The sequence below is a fragment of the Anaerococcus tetradius genome, assembly GCF_947087635.1.
In the GTDB taxonomy this organism is placed as follows: domain Bacteria; phylum Bacillota; class Clostridia; order Tissierellales; family Peptoniphilaceae; genus Anaerococcus; species Anaerococcus tetradius.
Genome location: NZ_CAMUDP010000021.1, coordinates 18,235 through 36,415 on the forward strand (window position 1 = coordinate 18,235; position 18,181 = coordinate 36,415).

The window sequence follows — 18,181 nt, forward strand, 5'->3', positions numbered from 1 at the left end:
ACTTTTTTACTTATTTGATTTTCTCCAGATGCCTAATTTTTCTGCTTCTTTGATTAGTTCATCTCTATTGTCTGGATGAGCTAGGCTTATTAGAGCTTCTGCTGCTTGCCAGGTTGTTAAGCCCTTGAAGTTTACTATCCCTTGTTCAGTTGCAATATAGTGGGTGTTGCTTCTTACTGCTGTTGCTTGGGTACCTGGTTTGAATGTTGGAACTATGTTTGAAATTCTCTTTCCTTCTTTGTTTACTCTTGAAGATTTGAGAGTAATAAATGATCTACCGCCCTTAGATCTATAGGCACCTAAGACAAAGTCTAGTGCTCCACCTGCTCCAGAAATATGTCTTGGGCCTGCGGATTCGGCAGATATTTGTCCCCAAAGGTCGACTTCTAGGACTGTATTTATTGATACATAGTTGTTGTGAGCAGCTATAACATCAATATCGTTTACATATGATACAGGGCAAGCCATCAATTCTTCGTTACCATCTATGTAATCATACATTTCTTGGCTTCCCACTGCGAAAGCATAAACTTGTCTACCTTGATTGATATCTTTTTTCTTACCTGTAATTCTTCCTGCCTTAGCCATTTCCATGAAGCTATCAACATACATTTCTGAGTGAACTCCTAAATCTTTTAGGTCAGATTTTGCTATTTGGCTTCCTATGGCATTTGGTAGTCCACCTATACCTAATTGGATAGTATCACCATCCCTTAGATTATCAACTACGTATTTTGCAACCTTGATTTCTTCTTCACCAAATTTTGCAGCAGGTAGGGTTAACATATCGTAGTTAGTTGATTCGTAAACATAGTCTACATCTTTGATGTTGATGTAGTTTCTAAATCCACCTAGACCAACTGGTACATTTTTGTTAATCTCAAGAACTACCTTATCAGAGTTTTCAAAAGAAGTCATAGCATGGGATGCTGAAAGACCAAAGTTGAAGTTACCGTGCTTATCCATTGGAGAAACTTGGATAACTGATACTGCTGCTCTTGGAGCATTTTCTGCTATATATCTTTCCACTTCTGAGTATTTGATAGGAATGAAATAAGCCCCATATTTATTATTATTAATCAAATTTCTTTCAGGGCCAGTTGAGTGCCATGAATGATAGATAAAGTGCTCGCCAGTGTTGTCAGCTTGGCCAACATATGGGTTGTAAGGTACAACACCTGATCTAATTTTTACATCTTTAAGTTCATCCACTCTACTTGCCAAAGCCTTATCGAAATCTACTGGAACTAGGGCTCCCCAACCCATTTCTACCCAGTCGCCATCCTTAACAAGCGCCGCAGCTTCTTTTGCTGTTATTAATTTATCTTGATATAATTTGTTAAAATCCATTTCTATCCCCTTATTTATTAAATCGTTTTCAGTATATATTATACCCAAATTTTCGCAAACTATTCTTTAACGATAATATTTATAATGAAATTTTAGTTTTCTAGTAAAATAAAAGGGTGTAGACCTACACCCCTTAATAATATTCAATTATCTTTCAACTATTACAGCTGTTCCCATTCCACCACCTATACAAAGTGTAGCGATACCCTTCTTAGAGTCTCTCTTTTGCATTTCGTATAGAAGTGTTGTAAGGATTCTAGCTCCGCTTGCTCCAACTGGGTGACCTATTGCAATAGCTCCACCATTTACGTTTACTATGTCAGTATTTAGTCCAAGTTCTTTGATTACTGATAAAGCTTGAGCTGCGAATGCTTCATTAGCTTCGATAAGGTCGATATCTTCAAGAGTTAAGTTAGCTTTTTCTAGAGCTTTTCTTACTGTTGGGATTGGGCCTGTACCCATAATTTTTGGATCAACACCTTCTGTTGCGTAGCTTACGATTGTAGCAAGTGGTTTAACGCCAAGTTCTTTAGCTTTTTCTTCGCTCATTACTACAAGACAAGCTGCACCATCATTGATACCTGATGCGTTAGCTGCTGTAACTGTACCGTCTTTGATGAAGGCTGGTTTTAGTCCTGAAATGCTTTCAGTTGTAACACCTTCTTTGATATATTCATCAGTATCAACAACTGTTACTTTGCCTTTTCTACCTTTAACTTCTACTGGAACGATTTCGTCTTTGAATCTTCCTTCTGCTCTAGCTTTTGCTGCTTTTTGTTGGCTTCCTGCAGCAAGTTCGTCTTGTTCTTGTCTTGTTAGACCGAATTTTTCAGCTATATTTTCTGCAGTGACTCCCATGTGATAGTTGTTGAAAGCATCCCAAAGTCCGTCTTTGATCATTTCATCGACAACTTTTTTATCTCCCATTCTAGCTCCCCATCTTTCATCTGTTAATAGGTATGGAGCGTTAGACATTGATTCTGTACCACCTGCAAGAACTACATCACAGTCACCTGCTATAATCATTTGTGCTGCAAGTGATACTGATCTAAGGCCTGAACCACAAACTATGTTTAGGGTCATTGCTGGTTTTTCTATTGGAATACCTGCATCTAGGGCTATTTGTCTTGCTATATTTTGTCCATTTCCTGCTTGAAGAACGCAACCAAGGATTGATTCATCAATATCTTCTGGTTTAATTCCAGCTCTTTCGATAGCTGCTTTAGCTGCAACTGCTCCTAATTCTCTAGCTGTTACTGTTTTAAATGCTCCACCATAAGCACCTACTGGTGTTCTTGCTGCACTTGCTATAACTACTTTTCTTGTCATAATATCTCCTTAATATTCTCTTTAATCTTTAAAAACTATTTAAAATTTATTTGCTGTAATCGTAGAAACCTTTACCAGTTTTTCTTCCGAGGTCTCCTGCTCTTACCATTTGTTTTAGTAATGGACTTGGTCTATATTTGCTATCGCCAAATTCTGTATAAAGAACTTCCATTATTGCAAGACAAGTATCAAGACCTATAAGATCTCCTAAAGCAAGAGGTCCCATTGGGTGGTTTGCACCAAGTTTCATTCCCTTGTCGATATCTTCAACGCTTGCAAGTCCATCTGCTAAAACTCCGATTCCTTCGTTAATCATTGGGATAAGAAGTCTATTTACTACAAATCCTGGACCTTCTTTTACTTCTATTGGGTCTTTACCAAATTCTTTAGCGAGTTCTATGATAGTGTTGTTGGTTTCATCACTTGTGTGTAATCCTCTAATTACTTCTACAAGTTTCATAACTGGTACTGGATTGAAGAAGTGCATACCAATTACATTTTCTGCTCTCTTTGTGCTTGCAGCTATATCTGTAATAGATAGAGAAGATGTGTTAGATGCAAGGATTGCACCTTCTTTAACTACTGCGTCTAGTTCTTTAAATATTTCTTTTTTAAGTTTTGGATTTTCTGTAGCAGCTTCGATTACTACATCACAGTCAGCTAAATCTTTAACTTCAGTTGTGTAGGAAATGTTAGCTATCGCTTTGTTCTTTTCATCTTCTGTCATTCTTTCTTTAGAAACTTGTTTAGCATAATCTTTTTCGATTCTTGCTTTTGCTTTTTCTAAGAATTCATCCTTGATATCTCTTACTACTACTTCGTGGAATTTTGCAGCTACTTCAACAATTCCGCCACCCATTATACCTGATCCGATTACTCCAATTTTCATAATATCTCCTTTTATTATTAATTATTTATTAAGCGATTATTTATTTTTGAACTCTGCTTTTTCTTTATTTAAGAATGCTTTCATGCCTTCTTTTTGATCTTCTGTTGCAAATGATAGACCAAATAAGTTTTCTTCTACTTTGATAGCTGAATCAATATCAACTTGACCACCAACATTGATAGCTTCTTTAGCTAGTCTAACTGCAACTGGTGCGTTATTTGCAACCTTATTTGCAAGTTCATTAACTCTTTCTTCTAATTGATCAGCAGGAACTACTTCTTGAACTAGACCGATTTCTAAAGCTTTTTCAGCCTTAATATTTGTGCTAGTATAAATTAGATATTTAGCATAGCCTTGACCAACAAGTCTTTGAAGTCTTTGAGTTCCACCGAAGCCTGGAAGAATTCCAAGGCCAGTTTCTGGTTGACCGAAAAGTGCCTTATCACTTGCGATTCTAAAATCACAGCTCATAGCAAGCTCGCATCCACCACCGAGTGCGAAACCGTTAACAGCAGCTATAGTTGGGATTTCTAAGCTTTCTAATCTTCTAAATACAGCAAGTCCCTTCTTACCAAAAGCTTTTCCTTCAAGTGGAGAAAGGGTTGACATTTCTTTGATGTCTGCTCCTGCTACAAAGCTTCTGCCTTCGCCTGTAACTATTAATACTCTAAGGTCTTTGTTTTCCTTAATCTCACACAAAGCTCTATTTAGTTCGCTAAGAACTTCTGAATTTAGAGCATTTAGTGCCTTTGGTCTGTTGATTGTAAGTTTTCCAACATAGCCATTAACTTCGTACTTAATTGTATTGTATTCCATAATGCCTCCTATTTAGCAATAAATAGCTAATACATATTATATTTATGATATTTTTTTGTCAATAATCTTTAGAAATTAGCTGCTTATAATGTGATGTTGTCTATTTTTAAACTATCAAATTCTAAGCAGCTTCTTTACATGGTAAATCTAACTATTTACCTTTTCTTTCATTTATAAGTTGAGTTAATTTTGGAACTACTTCAAATAGGTCCCCTACTATACCGTAGTCAGCAACTTCAAATATTGGCGCATCTGGATCCTTGTTGATGGCGATAATTGTATCACTTGATGTAATACCAGCCAAGTGTTGGATAGCTCCAGAAATACCTACAGCTATATAAACTTTTGGTCCAACTGTTTTACCTGATTGTCCAACTTGGTGAGAGTGAGAAATCCAACCAGCATCTACAGCTGCACGTGAAGAACCTACAGTTCCGTCTAGTGCATTTGCTAAGTCTTCAATAACTTTAAAGCTTGCAGCATCACCAAGTCCACGTCCACCAGATACGATATATTCAGCACCTGCTAAATCTACGTCTTCTCCTTCATCTCTTGCGATAAAGTCTAGGATTCTTGTTCTTACTTCGCCGTCATATTTTATATCTTCAGAAATTTCTTCTATTTCATCTTTAGCGCCACATTCATCTTTAGAGAATACGCCTGGACGAACTGTACCCATTTGTGGTCTTGAATCTGGACATAGGATTTGTGCCATTAAGTTACCACCGAAAGCAGGTCTTGTCCATTTAACATTTCCTGTTTCAAAGTCTACGTCAAGTTCTGTACAGTCTGCAGTAAGTCCTGTTCCAAGTCTTGAAGAAATTCTTGGTCCTAAATCTCTACCAACATTTGTAGCACCAATTAGGATTACATTTGGATTGTATTTTTCAACAAGTTTGCAAACTGCATTTGCATAAATATCTGTGTTGTATTGTTTATATTCTTCGCCTTCAACGGTGATGATACCATCAACGCCATGAGCTTTAACTTCTTCTTTTGCATTAGCTACATTTTCGCCAATGATAACTGCATATAATTTTTGTTGTAGAACATCAGCCATTTTTCTGCCTGGGCTTAGTAATTCTAGTCCAACGCTAACAGCTTTTCCTTCTTCATTAGTTTCTACAAGTACCCAAAGGTTTTTACAATCTGTCATACTTCCCCCTTAAATAAGCTTTTTATCTACTAGAGCTTCCATCAATTTGCTTGCTAATTCATCTGCTTCCATGTCTTCAAACATAACTGCAATCTTAGTTCTGTCTGGAGCATAAGATTTAACTACTCTAGTTGGAGAACCTTTAAGACCAATCTTTGTCTTATCTATTGTAGCTTCTAGATCATCAAATGTAATTTGACCAATCTCAGCTTTCTTAGCTTTTAGTTTGTTTTTAATCTTTGGATATCTAAGTTCTTCAGCACCAAATTTTGTAAATGTTATAAGGGCTGGAAGTACACATTGTACATTTTGAGAACCGCCTTCTACTTCTTGTAAAACTTTGATTCCTTCATCGTTAAGTTCTGCTGTATAAGAACGTGTTACTTGTGGTAATCCTAAGTGTTCAGCAAGTTCTGGTCCTACTTGAGCTGTATCTCCATCAATAGCTTGAAGACCACAGAATACTAAGTCAGGTTGTCCTTCTTTTTCAGCTACAGCTTTAATAGCATTAGCTAGGATGTAGCTTGTTGCAAGTGTATCTGATCCACCGAATTTTCTATCTGTTACAAGATAAGCCTTGTCAGCACCAACTGCTATACAATCTCTAAGCATATCTTCAGCTTGTGGTGGTCCCATAGAAATAACTACGATATTAATTGAAGGATCATTATCCTTTAATCTTAAAGCTTGCTCTAGGGCAAAAGAATCGTAAGTATTTAAAATACTTGGAACACCCTTTCTAATAAGTGTATTTGTAATAGGATCAATCTTGATCTCATTAGTGTCTGGAACTTGTTTCGCACATACGAAAATATTCATATATCCCCCTTTTTTTCAAGCAACGATTAACTATTTTAATAATGCACCAGATACAACCATTAACATAACTTCTGAAGTACCTTCATAAATTTCTGTAATTTTTGCATCTCTCATCATTCTTTCTACTTCATATTCTCTGATATAGCCGTAACCACCAAATAATTGAACAGCCTTTGTAGTAACATCCATTGCTACTCTTGCTGCTTTTAGTTTAGCTTCTGCTGCAGCTACTGTGTAGCTTTCTTTGTTATCTTTTAACCATGCAGCTTTATAAACTAGGTGACGAGCAGATTCTATATCAATTGCCATTTCAGCAAGTTTGAATTGTGTGTTTTGGAATTTAGCAAGAGGTCTACCAAATTGGTTTCTTTCTTTAACATATTTAATTGCCTTATCAAGAGCACCTTCAGCAATACCCAAAGCTTGAGCAGCTATACCAATTCTACCACCATCGAGTGTTTGCATAGCATATTTAAAGCCTTTTCCTTCTTCACCAAGTAGGTTTTCTTTTGGAACTTTGCAATCTCTAAAGATTAATTCCATAGTAGATGAACCCTTGATACCCATTTTATCTTCTGTTGTACCAAAGTCGAAGCCTTCCATGCCTTTTTCTACGATGAAAGCAGAAATTCCTCTAGTACCTTGTTCTTTGTCAGTCATAGCAAATACTACATAAGTATCAGCGTAACCAGCATTTGTTATGAAAATCTTTGTTCCGTTAAGTACATAGTGATCTCCATCAAGCTTAGCAACAGTTTTTTGTCCTGAAGCGTCAGTACCAGCATCTGGTTCTGTTAGGGCAAAAGCACCAAGTTTTTCACCTGAAGCAAGTGGAACTAAGTATTTTTGTTTTTGTTCTTCAGTACCAAATTTGTTAATACAATCAGCACAAAGTGATGTATGAGCTGAAACGATAACACCTGTAGTTGCACAAGCCTTAGAAAGCTCTTCTACTGCTAGAACATATGTAAGTGTATCAAGTCCGATTCCGCCGTATTCTTCTGCAAAAGGTATTCCGAAAAATCCTAGCTCTTGCATCTTAGCAACGTTTTCTTCTGGGAACATGTGTTTTTCATCAACCTCAATAGCTAATGGAGCAACTTCTTTTTGTGCGAAGTCTCTAAACATAGTTCTCATTTCTAATTGTTCATCTGTTAACTTATACATAATCTCTCCTTATAAAATTTACTTAGTCATACACCAGAATCGGTATAATCTAGACTAACTCTTATGTTATTATATTAACAATCTATGCCGCAAATGTCAAGCTATATTTTAAAATTTTACAAGAATTTAATCCAAACCTTGTAAATCCATAACTATAAAGAGCTCATTTCTTTATATATATAAATAATTCCCCTATTCTTCTACATAAACAAGTAGTTTATTAATTAATTTGGAATAATTATTCTATAAAGCAGAATATTTTTATAGTTTTATATAGCTAACGCTTTCCTAATCATGATATCACAAAAAACAATTATGTCAAATCTTTATCATAATTATTATAGTGTTTTCCCAGCGAAAAACATTGTAGCGGTATAAGGTTTGTATTTCAATATTTGTCGGGCGTTTTTTTTGGAAAATTTTTTTGAAAACATTTTTACAAAAAGAAAAACTTGTGATATAATCTAGTCATGATTGGTCAATGATATTTGATACATGATATTTCTAGGAGGTTTAAATGAATAATTATAACGCAATATCAGAAGACATTATTGCTCAACTTAGAGATGCCGTTTCTGGCAAGCTTTATGTAGGCGATGAAGTAAACGAAGACTTTTTCCATGATGAGATGCCTATCTATGGTGAAGGTTACCCAGATTGTTTAATTGATGCTCAATCTACTGAAGATGTAGCAGCAATCATGAAGATTTGTAACGAAAACAAGATTCCTGTTATAGCAAGGGGAGCTGGTACTGGCCTTACAGGTGCTGGTGTTGCTATTAAACAAGGGGTAATGATTAATATGCGAACTATGAATAAGATTCTTGATTATGATCTTGATAACATGGTTGTAAGAGTTGAACCTGGTGTTCTTCTTCATGATTTGGCAGAGGATTGTCTATCAAAGGGTTATATGTACCCACCTGATCCAGGTGAAAAGTTCGCAACTCTTGGTGGTAACGTTGCTACTAATGCTGGTGGTATGCGTGCTGTTAAGTATGGTACTACTAGAGATTATGTTAGAGGCATGAAAGTTGTTCTTCCTACAGGTGAGGTTACAGATTTCGGTGCAGTTATTTCTAAATCATCAACAGGTTATTCTCTAAAGGATTTGATGATTGGTTCTGAGGGTACTCTAGGTATAATCACTGAGCTAACCTTAAAGATTGTTCCAGCACCAAAGACAACTATTTCCCTAATAGTTCCTTTTGAAAACTTAAATGATTGTATTGGTACTGTTCCAAAGATTTTCCAAGCTAATCTACATCCACAAGCTATTGAATTTATGGAAAGAAAAATAGTTCTTGCTTCTGAAAAATATATCGGCAAGGAAACTTTCCCTAAAAATATAGAAGGTACAGATGCTAATGCTTACCTATTAGTCACATTTGATGGTGATGATGAGGAAGAAATTTACGAATTAATGGAAAGAGCTGCCGAAGTTCTTACAGAAAATGGAGCAATCGACGTTTTAGTTGCTGATACCCCAGCTCAACTTAAAGAAGCATGGGCTGCTAGAAGTTCCTTCCTTGAAGCTATTGAATCTCAATATGAGCTTCTCGATGAATGTGACGTTGTAGTTCCAATTACAAAAATCCCAGAGTATGTTGAATTTGTAAATAAAGAAGCAGAAGGCTATATGTTTGATGTTCAAAGTTTTGGTCACGCTGGTGATGGAAACCTACACATCTATACCCTTTCTAATGAAGCTGACAAACTTGACCAATTCAAAGATGAAGTTAATGAGTTCATGTATGTTATCTACAAGAAAGCCTATGACCTAGGCGGAAAACTTTCAGGTGAACACGGAGTTGGAGCTGGAAAGCTTAAATACCTAAAAGACTTTGAAGGTGACATAAACACTGATCTTATGAGAGGAATCAAGAGAGTATTTGACCCTAATATGATTCTTAACCCAGATAAGGTTATCGGAGTTAACTAAGAAAGAAAATTAATTAATAAGAGATTTATCTAGAAGCTGCCCTTATGGCAGCTTTTATTGTGCTTTAATTTATTGAATTTTAGATTGATATTGTGTATAATTTATAAAAATGTAGAGGGGAGGATTTTATCTTGGATGAGCTTTATACTATCGGCAAAGTTTCTAAAATTTGCAATATTTCAAAAGAAACCCTCAGGTATTATGATAAAATAGGCCTGTTTTGTCCAAATTATAGGGATGATGATACTGGTTATAGATACTACACCAAAGATAGTCTAAAGACCCTATTAATTATAAGAAGACTCAGAAATCTTGGTTTTTCTATTGAAGCCCTGAAAAATACCCTAGATGTTAAGTCTCTTACAAATTTAGAAAGTCTTATAGAGGAAAAATCAAAAGAATATGACGAGCAGATTCAAATTCTAAGTGCAAGAAAAGTCGCATGTGATATTGCCATCGAAAGGTTTAATAGGGCCAAAAGGGCGATGAAGTTAGTAGAAGATGAGGATTTAGATAAAAATAATTTTCCAATAAAAATCGAGTACATAGAAAAAAATCCTGTCGTCTTCTCAAGAAAGATTATAAAAAATTATGTCCACACAGACATTACCCTTTCTAGGCGGATAGATATTTACGAAAAATGCACGGAAAATGGTCTAGAAATGATGGGTTCAATCCTCGTAATCTTTCATTCTAAGCCCCTTGAACAATTTTGCGGAAAGGATACAGATATAGAATTTGCCATGCAGGTAACTAGCCTTGAAGCAGGCAGGCTAAATAAAAGACTCAGCAGATACTGGGGGGATTTTTTGGCGGCTAGCTCCTATTATATAGGTGATTATAAGGATATCTACCAAAAGCATGAGCAAATGCTAGGATGGATTGAAAAAGAGGGCTACCAACTACGAGGCCCCATTGCAGAAGAATTTCTTATATCACCCCTTGATGTAGATGATGCTGACAAGCACGTTACTAAAATTATTATCCCTATAAAAGAGAAATAATAATTGCAAGGATTAAACTAAAATCCTAGGGGTAGTTCCCATAGGCATTTACACTAATATATTTTTTAAATTTAAAAAGCAGGTCCTAAGACCTGCCTTTATTTTCTGTAATTATTTAACTTCTAATGAGTTTTCCCAAAGACCGTGAATGTTACAATAGCTTAGGACATAAAGTGTACCATTCTTTTCGCTCTTGAATACTCCACAAGCTACTGGTTCAGAGAATACTTCGCCTTCACCATGAGCTGGGAATTGATAAGAAGCAACTTCTACTGGGAATTTGCTATCTTCTGCTTTGAAGAATACCTTAATCCAAGCAATATGATGCTCAAATCCGTTTGGATGGGCAATTTCTTTACCTACGCAAGCTGTAACCTTGATTTTTCCACCTTCGAGTTTTTCAAACTCTAGTTCTGGAACATGCTTTTCAGCTTTCCAGTCTCCTGATTGTACTGTTTCTGTTAATTTTGTCATAATTTTATACCTCCATTTGTGTCTACATATTATTTATACCCATATTTTTTTAAAAATATAGAGAAATTCAAATTTTTTGAAAATTTTTTATAGGTCGGCAAAAGATTTTTTAATTTGTTCACCTGTTTGCATGTTTTTGATAGAAACTTCTTTATTTGCCAACTCATCAGCACCAAGGATTATAACTTCCTTAACTCCCAGTTTATCTGCATAGGTCATCTTCTTCTTAAATTTACCGTCTTCTAGGTAGATATCTACGGCCTCTCCCCTAGATCTCAATTTCTTTAAGACTTCTATCCCATACTCGTTAGCCTCTTCATCCATTGGAATAATCAAGCTATCTGTCAAGCTTTCTATTTGATCATCTATTAGGCCAAGCTCTTGGAATTGATAGAAAAGTCTGGTAAGGCCAATAGACATTCCTACTCCAGGAAGCTTTTGCTTGGAGAAATTGCTAGCTAGGTCTTCATACCTTCCACCAGAGCAGACTGAACCGATTTTTTCGTAGCCATTGATAAAAGTTTCATAGACTGTTGATGTGTAATAATCAAGACCCCTAGTTATAGCTAGGTCGATCTTGATATTTTTATCTGGAATATCTAGGTCGATCATGTATTTGTAAACCTTAGATAATTCATCAAGTCCTTCCAAGAAAAGCTCATTATCAGAAAAGTCAGAAAGTTTTTCCAAGAGAGTTTGGTTAGAAGCTGTATTATTTATAAAGTTGATAATAGTATGTGCTTTTTCTTCGTTTGTTAACTTAACAAGTTCTTCATAAGTATTATCAAGACCAATCTTATCCTTCTTATCTATGGTCCTAAGAACATCTGTAGAATCTTCTATACCCAAAGACTTAAAAAATCCATTTAAAAGCTTTCTATTGTTAATCTTGAAGGTCAAATCGGAGAAGTTAAGCTTATCGAATATATCATAGATAACCCTAGGAAGGAGGGCATCATTGTAAATGGATAAGCTATTATGGCCAATTATATCAATATCGCATTGGTAAAACTCCCTATATCTACCCTTTTGATTCCTCTCTCCCCTGTAAACCTTGGCTATGTGATAGCGTTTGAAGGGGAAGTTTAAATCTTGGAAGTGTTCTGCCACATATCTTGCGAGGGGAACTGTTAGGTCGAATCTTAGACTCATATCCTTTGACTCTGAAGCTATTTCATAAATTTGCTTTTCAGTTTCCCCACCACCCTTGGCAAAGAGAATCTCGTTTTTCTCTATAACTGGTGTGTCTATTGGCATGAACTGATACTTCTTGTAGGATTCTTCTATAATATTTTTAATCTTATCAAAAACTAATTGCTCCTTAGGTAAAAGCTCCATTACCCCAGCAATTGTAGATGGTTTTACAATTTTCATACTGTCCTCTTTCTTATTTCTTTACTATAATAAATTATACGATTTTTTCTCAAAGAAAAAAGCCTTATCCTGGAAAAGAGACTACTAATCTATGATATATCCAAGAGAGATCCTAAATCCACCAGGTCTGTTTCAGGATACAAAATGTCAAGGCCTTCCTCCTCACAAGCCGTCTTTATAAGAGAAAAAGACCTGTGGCTTCTAATATCTCCAGTAAAAATCAACTTATCATCATAAAGCCCACAAGCCCCTCCTATAAAGCCCTTATCAAAGCCATCCAAGAGAATCTTATCTTCCTCTAGAAGCCTTACTTTAACCCTATCTTTAAGGCTCTTATAAATTCCATAGTCGCTAGTAAGGAGGCTATCATTCAGAACAATAGTAGAACATCGGCTATAACCCTGCTTTACTTTAAGATGAGCTATATCATGCTCATAAAAAAATTTCTTAATATTTTCCTCCGTAAAATCATTATGGATATAAAAATTTTTAAATCTTACTAGGTTGTAAATGGCATCCTTAGGATATTTCCTAGCCACTTCTTCGCCCCTTATTAGATTTTTACCCTTGATATTTTCTCTATAATAATCATAGACCTCGCTTGCTACAAGAATATTTTCCCTATCCAAAACAAATAGTGAAAGATCTGGATGATCTGCAATTCTAGGGTCTAGATTTGGATTATCCTTGCTTAAAAGGAAGGAGATTCCTTCATTTACTAGAAATTCCTTTAAAGTATCGCTTGCCTTATTACTTATAACTAACATATACTCCTCAACAAAAAAAGCCCTCCGAAGAGAGCGTATTGGAGGCGCCACTCAGATTTGAACTGAGGGTAAAGGTGTTGCAGACCTCTGCCTTACCACTTGGCTATGGCGCCAAAAATAATGGAGCGGATGACGAGATTCGAACTCGCGACCCTCGCCTTGGCAAGGCGATGCTCTACCCCTGAGCCACATCCGCACATTTACTATTATATTACTTTTTCATGATTTGTAAAGTTTTTTATAAATATTTTTTACTGTCTCCACTCCGTAGAGGGTACTCCTAAAGCCGGAGAGGCTTTTTTTGGTGCCCAGAGGCGGAATCGAACCACCGACACGGGGATTTTCAGTCCCCTGCTCTACCGACTGAGCTATCTGGGCTTAATCGTTACCTTATTATGATAACATAGTTTTTTTTTCTTGTCAATTTAATTTTTGTTTAAGTCTTAGTTAGAAACTTTAGCCTAGTTTCTAGCTAGGAGGCTTTTGCCCCCTAGTCTAGTTCTAATTGTCCTGTAAAGAGTTGCCAGTAAGTGCCTTTTTCTTTTATTAGTTTGTCGTGGCTTCCTCTTTCTATTATTCTTCCATCTTCCATTACCATTATTACATCTGCATTTTGGATGGTCGATAGCCTGTGGGCTATTACTATAGAAGTTGACCCTGTCATAAGCTTATCCATAGCTCTTGTTACTTCTAGCTCAGTTGCCGTATCAATTGAGCTTGTCGCCTCATCAAGGATAAGCATAGCTGGCTCTGCAATGGCGGCTCTTGAAATAGATATAAGCTGGTTTTGTCCATCAGATAGGGATGAGCCATCCCCGTGGATAAAGGTCTTGTATTTTTCTGGCAGTCTTTTGATAAAAGAATCAGCTCCTGAAAGCCTTGAAGCAGCTTTGATATCATCTTCACTTGCCCTAAGCCTTCCATATCTGATATTGCCCTCTATGGTATCAGAAAATAGATTTACCTCTTGTAAGACCATACCAAAAGCTCGTCTTAGGGCATCTTTTTTTATATCTCTAATATCTATCCCATCTACCATAATCCTACCCTCATCAATCTCATAAAACCTAGTTATAACATTGGTGATAGTAGTTTTACCTGCTCCTGTCGAACCGACAAAGGCAATTTTTTGACCAGGCTCTGCATAAAAAGATATATTCTTTAGTATTTTATTTTTGCCATCATAGGAAAAATCTACCTTGTCAAAGTCAAGCCTACCCTCAAGCATCTTGTAATGCCTTTTGTCGCCATCATCCCACATCCAGGCGTAAAGGCCAGTAAGCTCATAAGACTCCCTTATACTTCCATCAGTATCTTCTACTGCATGGACTAGGTCTATGAAGCCTGTATCCTTTTCAATTGGCATATCAATTATTTCAAAAATCCTATCAGCTCCTGCCATGGCCTGGAAGACTGCATTGGCTTGTTGGCTAACATTTACTAGGGGATTTTGAATTTGTCTGATATTTGATAGAAAAGCTGCCAAAACTCCTACACTCATAGCTCCTTGAATAGTTAGGTAGACTCCATAAACTGTTATGGCTGCATAGAGGATGTTGACCATATTTATCAAAAATGGCATCATCCTACCTGCATGGGTGTTTGCACTCGCAAAGGCTGACCTAACATTTTCAGATTTTTCCTTGTAAGTTTCTATAGTTTTTTCTTCTCTCGAAAATACTTTAATAACTTTTTGTCCAGACAAGCTTTCTTCAGTAAAACCATGAAGAATTGATACATTGCCCTGACCTTCTCTAAAGGCCTTTGATGACTTATAAATAATCCTTGATAGGATAGGTAGCAAAACTACAAGACCTATAAGCATAGTAAGGGTAAGATTAAAGCTTAGCTTAAACATAACAAGAATTGTACCAAAAAGCATTATAAGTGCCCTAACTATGGTTGGCACAGTATTAGCAAGAGCCTGGCTTAGAACATCAGTATCGTTAGTAAATCTTGACATTATTTCACCATGTTGGTTACTATCAAAGAAATTTATAGGCATTTTTTGGATTTTATCAAACAATTCCTCCCTTATATTTCTTATAGATTTTTCACCAACCCTAACCATTAATCTTGAGTAGATAAAGGAAGTGAAAGCTGATACTGCATAGATAAGTCCCATTTGTAGGCAAGCTTTCCTAAGACCAGATAAATCAGCCTTTAGGATATAATTATCTATAATAGGTCTTAACATATTGACCCCCCAAATTTGGGTAAGGGCTGAAATAATGACGCAGGCTACTATTATAATCATCTGCCACTTGTAGAAAAAAAGATAGGATAAAAGTCTACCCACAGATGCAAATGACACTTTCCTCCTGAAAGATTTACCATTCATTTTGTGTTGATTACTCATTATCCCCACCTCCTTTTTCCTGTATATCGTAAGTTTGCCTATAAACTTCATTATCCTTATAAAGCTCTTCGTGGCTACCTACTGCTTCAATCTTTCCTTCATTCATTACTACAATCCTATCTACATATTTGAAGGATGAAACTCTTTGAGAAATGATTATTTTTGTCATATCCTTGTTATATTTATTGATTCCTTCGATTATGGCTGTCTCGGTCTTTGTATCAACTGCCGAAGTTGAGTTGTCCATAATAAGGATTTTGGGTTTTTTCAAAAGAGCACGAGCTATGGTTAGTCTTTGTTTTTGGCCACCTGATACTCCAACTCCACCCTGACCTAGAACTGATTCATAGCAATCGTTACGGTCTTTGACGAAGCTATCAGCCTGGGCAATCTTACTAAAAAGCTCTATTTCTTCGAGACTTGCCCCATCATCTCCCCATCTTAGGTTATCAGCAATAGATCCTGAAAAAAGCGTATTTTTTTGTAAGACTATAGCCACATCATCACGAAGGCTTTTAAGGTCATAGGTCTTAACTGGGTGACCACCAACTTTAAGTGTCCCCTTGCTTATATCATAAAGTCTAGGTATAAGCTGAACTAGAGTAGATTTTGCAGAACCAGTCGGTCCTAAAATACCAATCGATTCTCCACTTTTAATATGGAGATTGATATTTTCAAGTTGACATACATCAGAATCTTTTTCATAAGCAAAGGAAACATTATCAAAATCAATTGACCCGTCAAGAAGTCTTTGGCCCTCGATTTTTTGATCATTATCCATAGATGGAACTCTCTTTATAACTTCCACTACCCTACTTATACCAGGAGATGCTGACATAAACATAGTAAGAACCATGCTCATACCTATAAAAGCTCCTAAAAGCATTGTCGCATACATATTAAAGGCAAGCAAATCTCCAACTCCTAGCCTTCCATTTATAATCTCAACTCCGCCCATATAAGTGATGGAAACAAAGGTTAAAAATAAAATAACATTAGCAAGGGGAAATACATAAGACATTGGTCCTTGCGAGCCATCTGCATACTCAAACATCTTGTCATTTTGAACTTTAAACTTATCTAGTTCATATTTTTTTCTAAAAAAGGCCTTAATCACACGCATATTATTTAGGTTTTCTTCAATAACTAGGTTAAGCTTGTCATACTGAAACCTTGCCTTCCTAAATTTTGGTATAGCATAAGTTGTAAGCCCCATCAAAAGCCCAAACAAAATTGGTACAGCCACCAAAAATATGAGCGATAGCTTGGCAGATGATTTAAAGGCTAAGACAAAGGCAACTATTGCCATAGCGATGGTTTTTATGACAAACCTAGTTGAAACAAACATAGAAAAAGCAATCTGCTGGGTATCTGATGAAAGTCTAGTCAACAAGGAAGACACACCAAAATAATCCAAATCCTCAAATGAAAACTTTTGAATATTTTCAAACTGGGCGGCCCTTGCATTGTAACCCATCCCAGATGAGGCAAGACCAGCATTTTTTGTAGCCTCCATACCTAAAAACATGGTTATAAGAGATAAGACCACCATCAAAAGTCCATATTTAATAGCAAGCGATATATTTTTCCAATGGACAGCCTCATTTAAGCTAAGACCCATAAGAGCTGGTATAGCAAGCTCTAAAATAGTTTCAAGTATGGTAAAAAGCCTAGAAATATTTCTATTTTTCTTATACTCTCCCATATATCTCTTGATATAGGAAAAAGACTTGTAAAATTCTATTATACTATTCATTAATCCTCCTTATTGAAATTTTTGCCAAGAGAATCCACCAGAAGCTCCAAGCTTTCGGTAATCTCCCTTATCTTATCCGCTCCCAAATCTTCGTACATCCTCCTATTATCTTCATCAATAGGAAGGAGAATCTCGCTTCTCCTCCTTAAACCTTTATCGGTCAAAATAAGATTTTTTGCCCTCTTATCCTCCATATCAGTAACAAGCTCGACAAAACCCTTATCTTTCAAATTCATAATAGCACTATTTATAGTCTGTTTGGGAGCAGTAAACTTATTACAAAGCGTCTTCTGCTTCAATTTCTCACTCATCCCTAGATGAATCAAAATGAGAGTTTCCAAATCTTTAAGCCCATAAAAACTCGCCCTCTGCCTATTAAGACCAATCGCCTTTCTAAGCAAAGAAAAAATATAAACCATTGACTCTACTCTTGTATCCATATACTCCTCCTTATTAATAACTTATTATAGTCCGAAAATGGACTTTGTCAAGAAAGTTCCTAGCTAGGACAAAGGCAAAAGAAAAACCCCGAGTCTAACTCGAGGTTTAAAGATTATTTCTTTTTCTTTTTACTTGCAAAAATACCAGCCACACTTGCTCCTATCATACTTAGATAGAAAGCTAGATTAGTTTCAATACCTGTTTTGACATTTTTATTTGTCCTTGTTGGATTCTTTGCCTTAGGAGTGCTATTAGCTTTGCCTTCTTCATTGGCATCCTTAGCTTCTTCTTTTTCTTCTTTATCCCCAGTAGCTTGACTAGGATTTGATTCTTGATTTGGTCTTGGTACTGGTACTGGTTTTAGACCAGGCTTTTCTTCAGCTCGAGATGGATTTTCATGACCATCTGGACTTGGAAGAGGAGTTTCTACTCCTGGATTTGGTGTTTGTCCTCCACTTTCACCTGGGTTAGGTGTTGGTTCTGGTTTTGGTGTTGGAGTTGGTGTTTCTCCGCCGCTTCCGCCTGGACCTGGTTGTGG

At 36.3% G+C, this 18,181-nt stretch carries 15 protein-coding genes, 3 tRNA genes and 1 pseudogene; 2 read left to right on the forward strand and 17 right to left on the reverse strand.

The window, feature by feature from the left end:
- Positions 1 to 6 precede the first annotated feature (6 nt).
- The 7 genes from P6936_RS07365 to P6936_RS07395 form a co-directional block, all read right to left on the reverse strand.
- Positions 7 to 1,350, reverse strand: coding sequence for an acetyl-CoA hydrolase/transferase C-terminal domain-containing protein (locus P6936_RS07365; RefSeq protein WP_276881258.1), 1,344 nt, complete (start codon positions 1,348 to 1,350; stop codon positions 7 to 9).
- A 147-nt stretch (positions 1,351 to 1,497) separates the two neighbouring features.
- A complete protein-coding gene (locus P6936_RS07370; protein WP_004836927.1) occupies positions 1,498 to 2,679 on the reverse strand; it encodes an acetyl-CoA C-acetyltransferase in 1,182 nt (393 codons plus the stop codon).
- Positions 2,680 to 2,725: 46 nt separating this feature from the next.
- Positions 2,726 to 3,568 carry a 3-hydroxybutyryl-CoA dehydrogenase gene (locus tag P6936_RS07375; protein WP_004836926.1) on the reverse strand — a complete coding sequence of 281 codons (843 nt, stop codon included), beginning with the start codon at positions 3,566 to 3,568 and terminating at the stop codon, positions 2,726 to 2,728.
- 36 nt (positions 3,569 to 3,604) lie between these two features.
- Positions 3,605 to 4,384: an enoyl-CoA hydratase-related protein gene (locus P6936_RS07380; protein ID WP_004836925.1), complete on the reverse strand. Its 780-nt coding sequence runs from the start codon at positions 4,382 to 4,384 to the stop codon at positions 3,605 to 3,607.
- A gap of 151 nt (positions 4,385 to 4,535) precedes the next feature.
- On the reverse strand, positions 4,536 to 5,540 hold the full coding sequence (locus tag P6936_RS07385) for an electron transfer flavoprotein subunit alpha/FixB family protein (RefSeq protein WP_004836924.1): 1,005 nt from the start codon (positions 5,538 to 5,540) through the stop codon (positions 4,536 to 4,538).
- A 9-nt stretch (positions 5,541 to 5,549) separates the two neighbouring features.
- Positions 5,550 to 6,359, reverse strand: coding sequence for an electron transfer flavoprotein subunit beta/FixA family protein (locus P6936_RS07390; RefSeq protein WP_004836923.1), 810 nt, complete (start codon positions 6,357 to 6,359; stop codon positions 5,550 to 5,552).
- A gap of 30 nt (positions 6,360 to 6,389) precedes the next feature.
- Positions 6,390 to 7,526 carry an acyl-CoA dehydrogenase gene (locus tag P6936_RS07395; protein ID WP_004836922.1) on the reverse strand — a complete coding sequence of 379 codons (1,137 nt, stop codon included), beginning with the start codon at positions 7,524 to 7,526 and terminating at the stop codon, positions 6,390 to 6,392.
- Positions 7,527 to 8,043: 517 nt separating this feature from the next.
- Here P6936_RS07395 and P6936_RS07400 point away from each other — a divergent pair.
- Together P6936_RS07400 and P6936_RS07405 are read left to right on the forward strand one after the other, a co-directional pair.
- Positions 8,044 to 9,468 (forward strand): FAD-binding oxidoreductase, encoded by a 1,425-nt coding sequence (locus tag P6936_RS07400; RefSeq protein WP_276881259.1) that lies wholly within the window; start codon positions 8,044 to 8,046, stop codon positions 9,466 to 9,468.
- A 131-nt stretch (positions 9,469 to 9,599) separates the two neighbouring features.
- On the forward strand, positions 9,600 to 10,472 hold the full coding sequence (locus tag P6936_RS07405; protein WP_004836920.1) for a MerR family transcriptional regulator: 873 nt from the start codon (positions 9,600 to 9,602) through the stop codon (positions 10,470 to 10,472).
- A 111-nt stretch (positions 10,473 to 10,583) separates the two neighbouring features.
- Here P6936_RS07405 and P6936_RS07410 read toward each other — a convergent pair whose 3' ends face one another.
- The 10 genes and pseudogenes from P6936_RS07410 to P6936_RS07455 all read right to left on the reverse strand — a co-directional run.
- On the reverse strand, positions 10,584 to 10,946 hold the full coding sequence (locus P6936_RS07410) for a desulfoferrodoxin family protein (protein WP_004836919.1): 363 nt from the start codon (positions 10,944 to 10,946) through the stop codon (positions 10,584 to 10,586).
- A gap of 87 nt (positions 10,947 to 11,033) precedes the next feature.
- Positions 11,034 to 12,320 (reverse strand): histidine--tRNA ligase, encoded by a 1,287-nt coding sequence (gene hisS / locus P6936_RS07415; protein WP_004836918.1) that lies wholly within the window; start codon positions 12,318 to 12,320, stop codon positions 11,034 to 11,036.
- A gap of 89 nt (positions 12,321 to 12,409) precedes the next feature.
- A complete protein-coding gene (locus P6936_RS07420; RefSeq protein WP_276881261.1) occupies positions 12,410 to 13,087 on the reverse strand; it encodes a DUF6873 family GME fold protein in 678 nt (225 codons plus the stop codon).
- Positions 13,088 to 13,126: 39 nt separating this feature from the next.
- A tRNA-Cys gene (locus tag P6936_RS07425) sits at positions 13,127 to 13,200 on the reverse strand.
- An 8-nt stretch (positions 13,201 to 13,208) separates the two neighbouring features.
- Positions 13,209 to 13,283, reverse strand: a tRNA-Gly gene (locus P6936_RS07430).
- A 106-nt stretch (positions 13,284 to 13,389) separates the two neighbouring features.
- A tRNA-Phe gene (locus tag P6936_RS07435) sits at positions 13,390 to 13,465 on the reverse strand.
- 112 nt (positions 13,466 to 13,577) lie between these two features.
- Positions 13,578 to 15,446, reverse strand: coding sequence for an ABC transporter ATP-binding protein (locus tag P6936_RS07440; protein WP_276881263.1), 1,869 nt, complete (start codon positions 15,444 to 15,446; stop codon positions 13,578 to 13,580).
- Entirely contained in the window at positions 15,439 to 17,202 is a 1,764-nt protein-coding gene (locus P6936_RS07445) for an ABC transporter ATP-binding protein (protein ID WP_276881265.1), read from the reverse strand. Before P6936_RS07445 ends, P6936_RS07440 begins: the two co-directional genes overlap by 8 nt.
- Positions 17,202 to 17,642, reverse strand: coding sequence for a MarR family winged helix-turn-helix transcriptional regulator (locus P6936_RS07450; RefSeq protein ID WP_276881266.1), 441 nt, complete (start codon positions 17,640 to 17,642; stop codon positions 17,202 to 17,204). Before P6936_RS07450 ends, P6936_RS07445 begins: the two co-directional genes overlap by 1 nt.
- 113 nt (positions 17,643 to 17,755) lie before the next feature.
- Positions 17,756 to 18,181: pseudogene (locus tag P6936_RS07455) on the reverse strand (hypothetical protein); the annotation flags it as partial.

Coding starts and splice junctions, on each gene's coding strand:
- P6936_RS07365 (WP_276881258.1), bottom strand. CDS start 1,350: ATGGATTTTAACAAATTATATCAAGATAAATTAATAACAGCAAAAGAA.
- P6936_RS07370 (WP_004836927.1), bottom strand. CDS start 2,679: ATGACAAGAAAAGTAGTTATAGCAAGTGCAGCAAGAACACCAGTAGGT.
- P6936_RS07375 (WP_004836926.1), bottom strand. CDS start 3,568: ATGAAAATTGGAGTAATCGGATCAGGTATAATGGGTGGCGGAATTGTT.
- P6936_RS07380 (WP_004836925.1), bottom strand. CDS start 4,384: ATGGAATACAATACAATTAAGTACGAAGTTAATGGCTATGTTGGAAAA.
- P6936_RS07385 (WP_004836924.1), bottom strand. CDS start 5,540: ATGACAGATTGTAAAAACCTTTGGGTACTTGTAGAAACTAATGAAGAA.
- P6936_RS07390 (WP_004836923.1), bottom strand. CDS start 6,359: ATGAATATTTTCGTATGTGCGAAACAAGTTCCAGACACTAATGAGATC.
- P6936_RS07395 (WP_004836922.1), bottom strand. CDS start 7,526: ATGTATAAGTTAACAGATGAACAATTAGAAATGAGAACTATGTTTAGA.
- P6936_RS07400 (WP_276881259.1), top strand. CDS start 8,044: ATGAATAATTATAACGCAATATCAGAAGACATTATTGCTCAACTTAGA.
- P6936_RS07410 (WP_004836919.1), bottom strand. CDS start 10,946: ATGACAAAATTAACAGAAACAGTACAATCAGGAGACTGGAAAGCTGAA.
- hisS (WP_004836918.1), bottom strand. CDS start 12,320: ATGAAAATTGTAAAACCATCTACAATTGCTGGGGTAATGGAGCTTTTA.
- P6936_RS07420 (WP_276881261.1), bottom strand. CDS start 13,087: ATGTTAGTTATAAGTAATAAGGCAAGCGATACTTTAAAGGAATTTCTA.
- P6936_RS07440 (WP_276881263.1), bottom strand. CDS start 15,446: ATGAGTAATCAACACAAAATGAATGGTAAATCTTTCAGGAGGAAAGTG.
- P6936_RS07445 (WP_276881265.1), bottom strand. CDS start 17,202: ATGAATAGTATAATAGAATTTTACAAGTCTTTTTCCTATATCAAGAGA.
- P6936_RS07450 (WP_276881266.1), bottom strand. CDS start 17,642: ATGGATACAAGAGTAGAGTCAATGGTTTATATTTTTTCTTTGCTTAGA.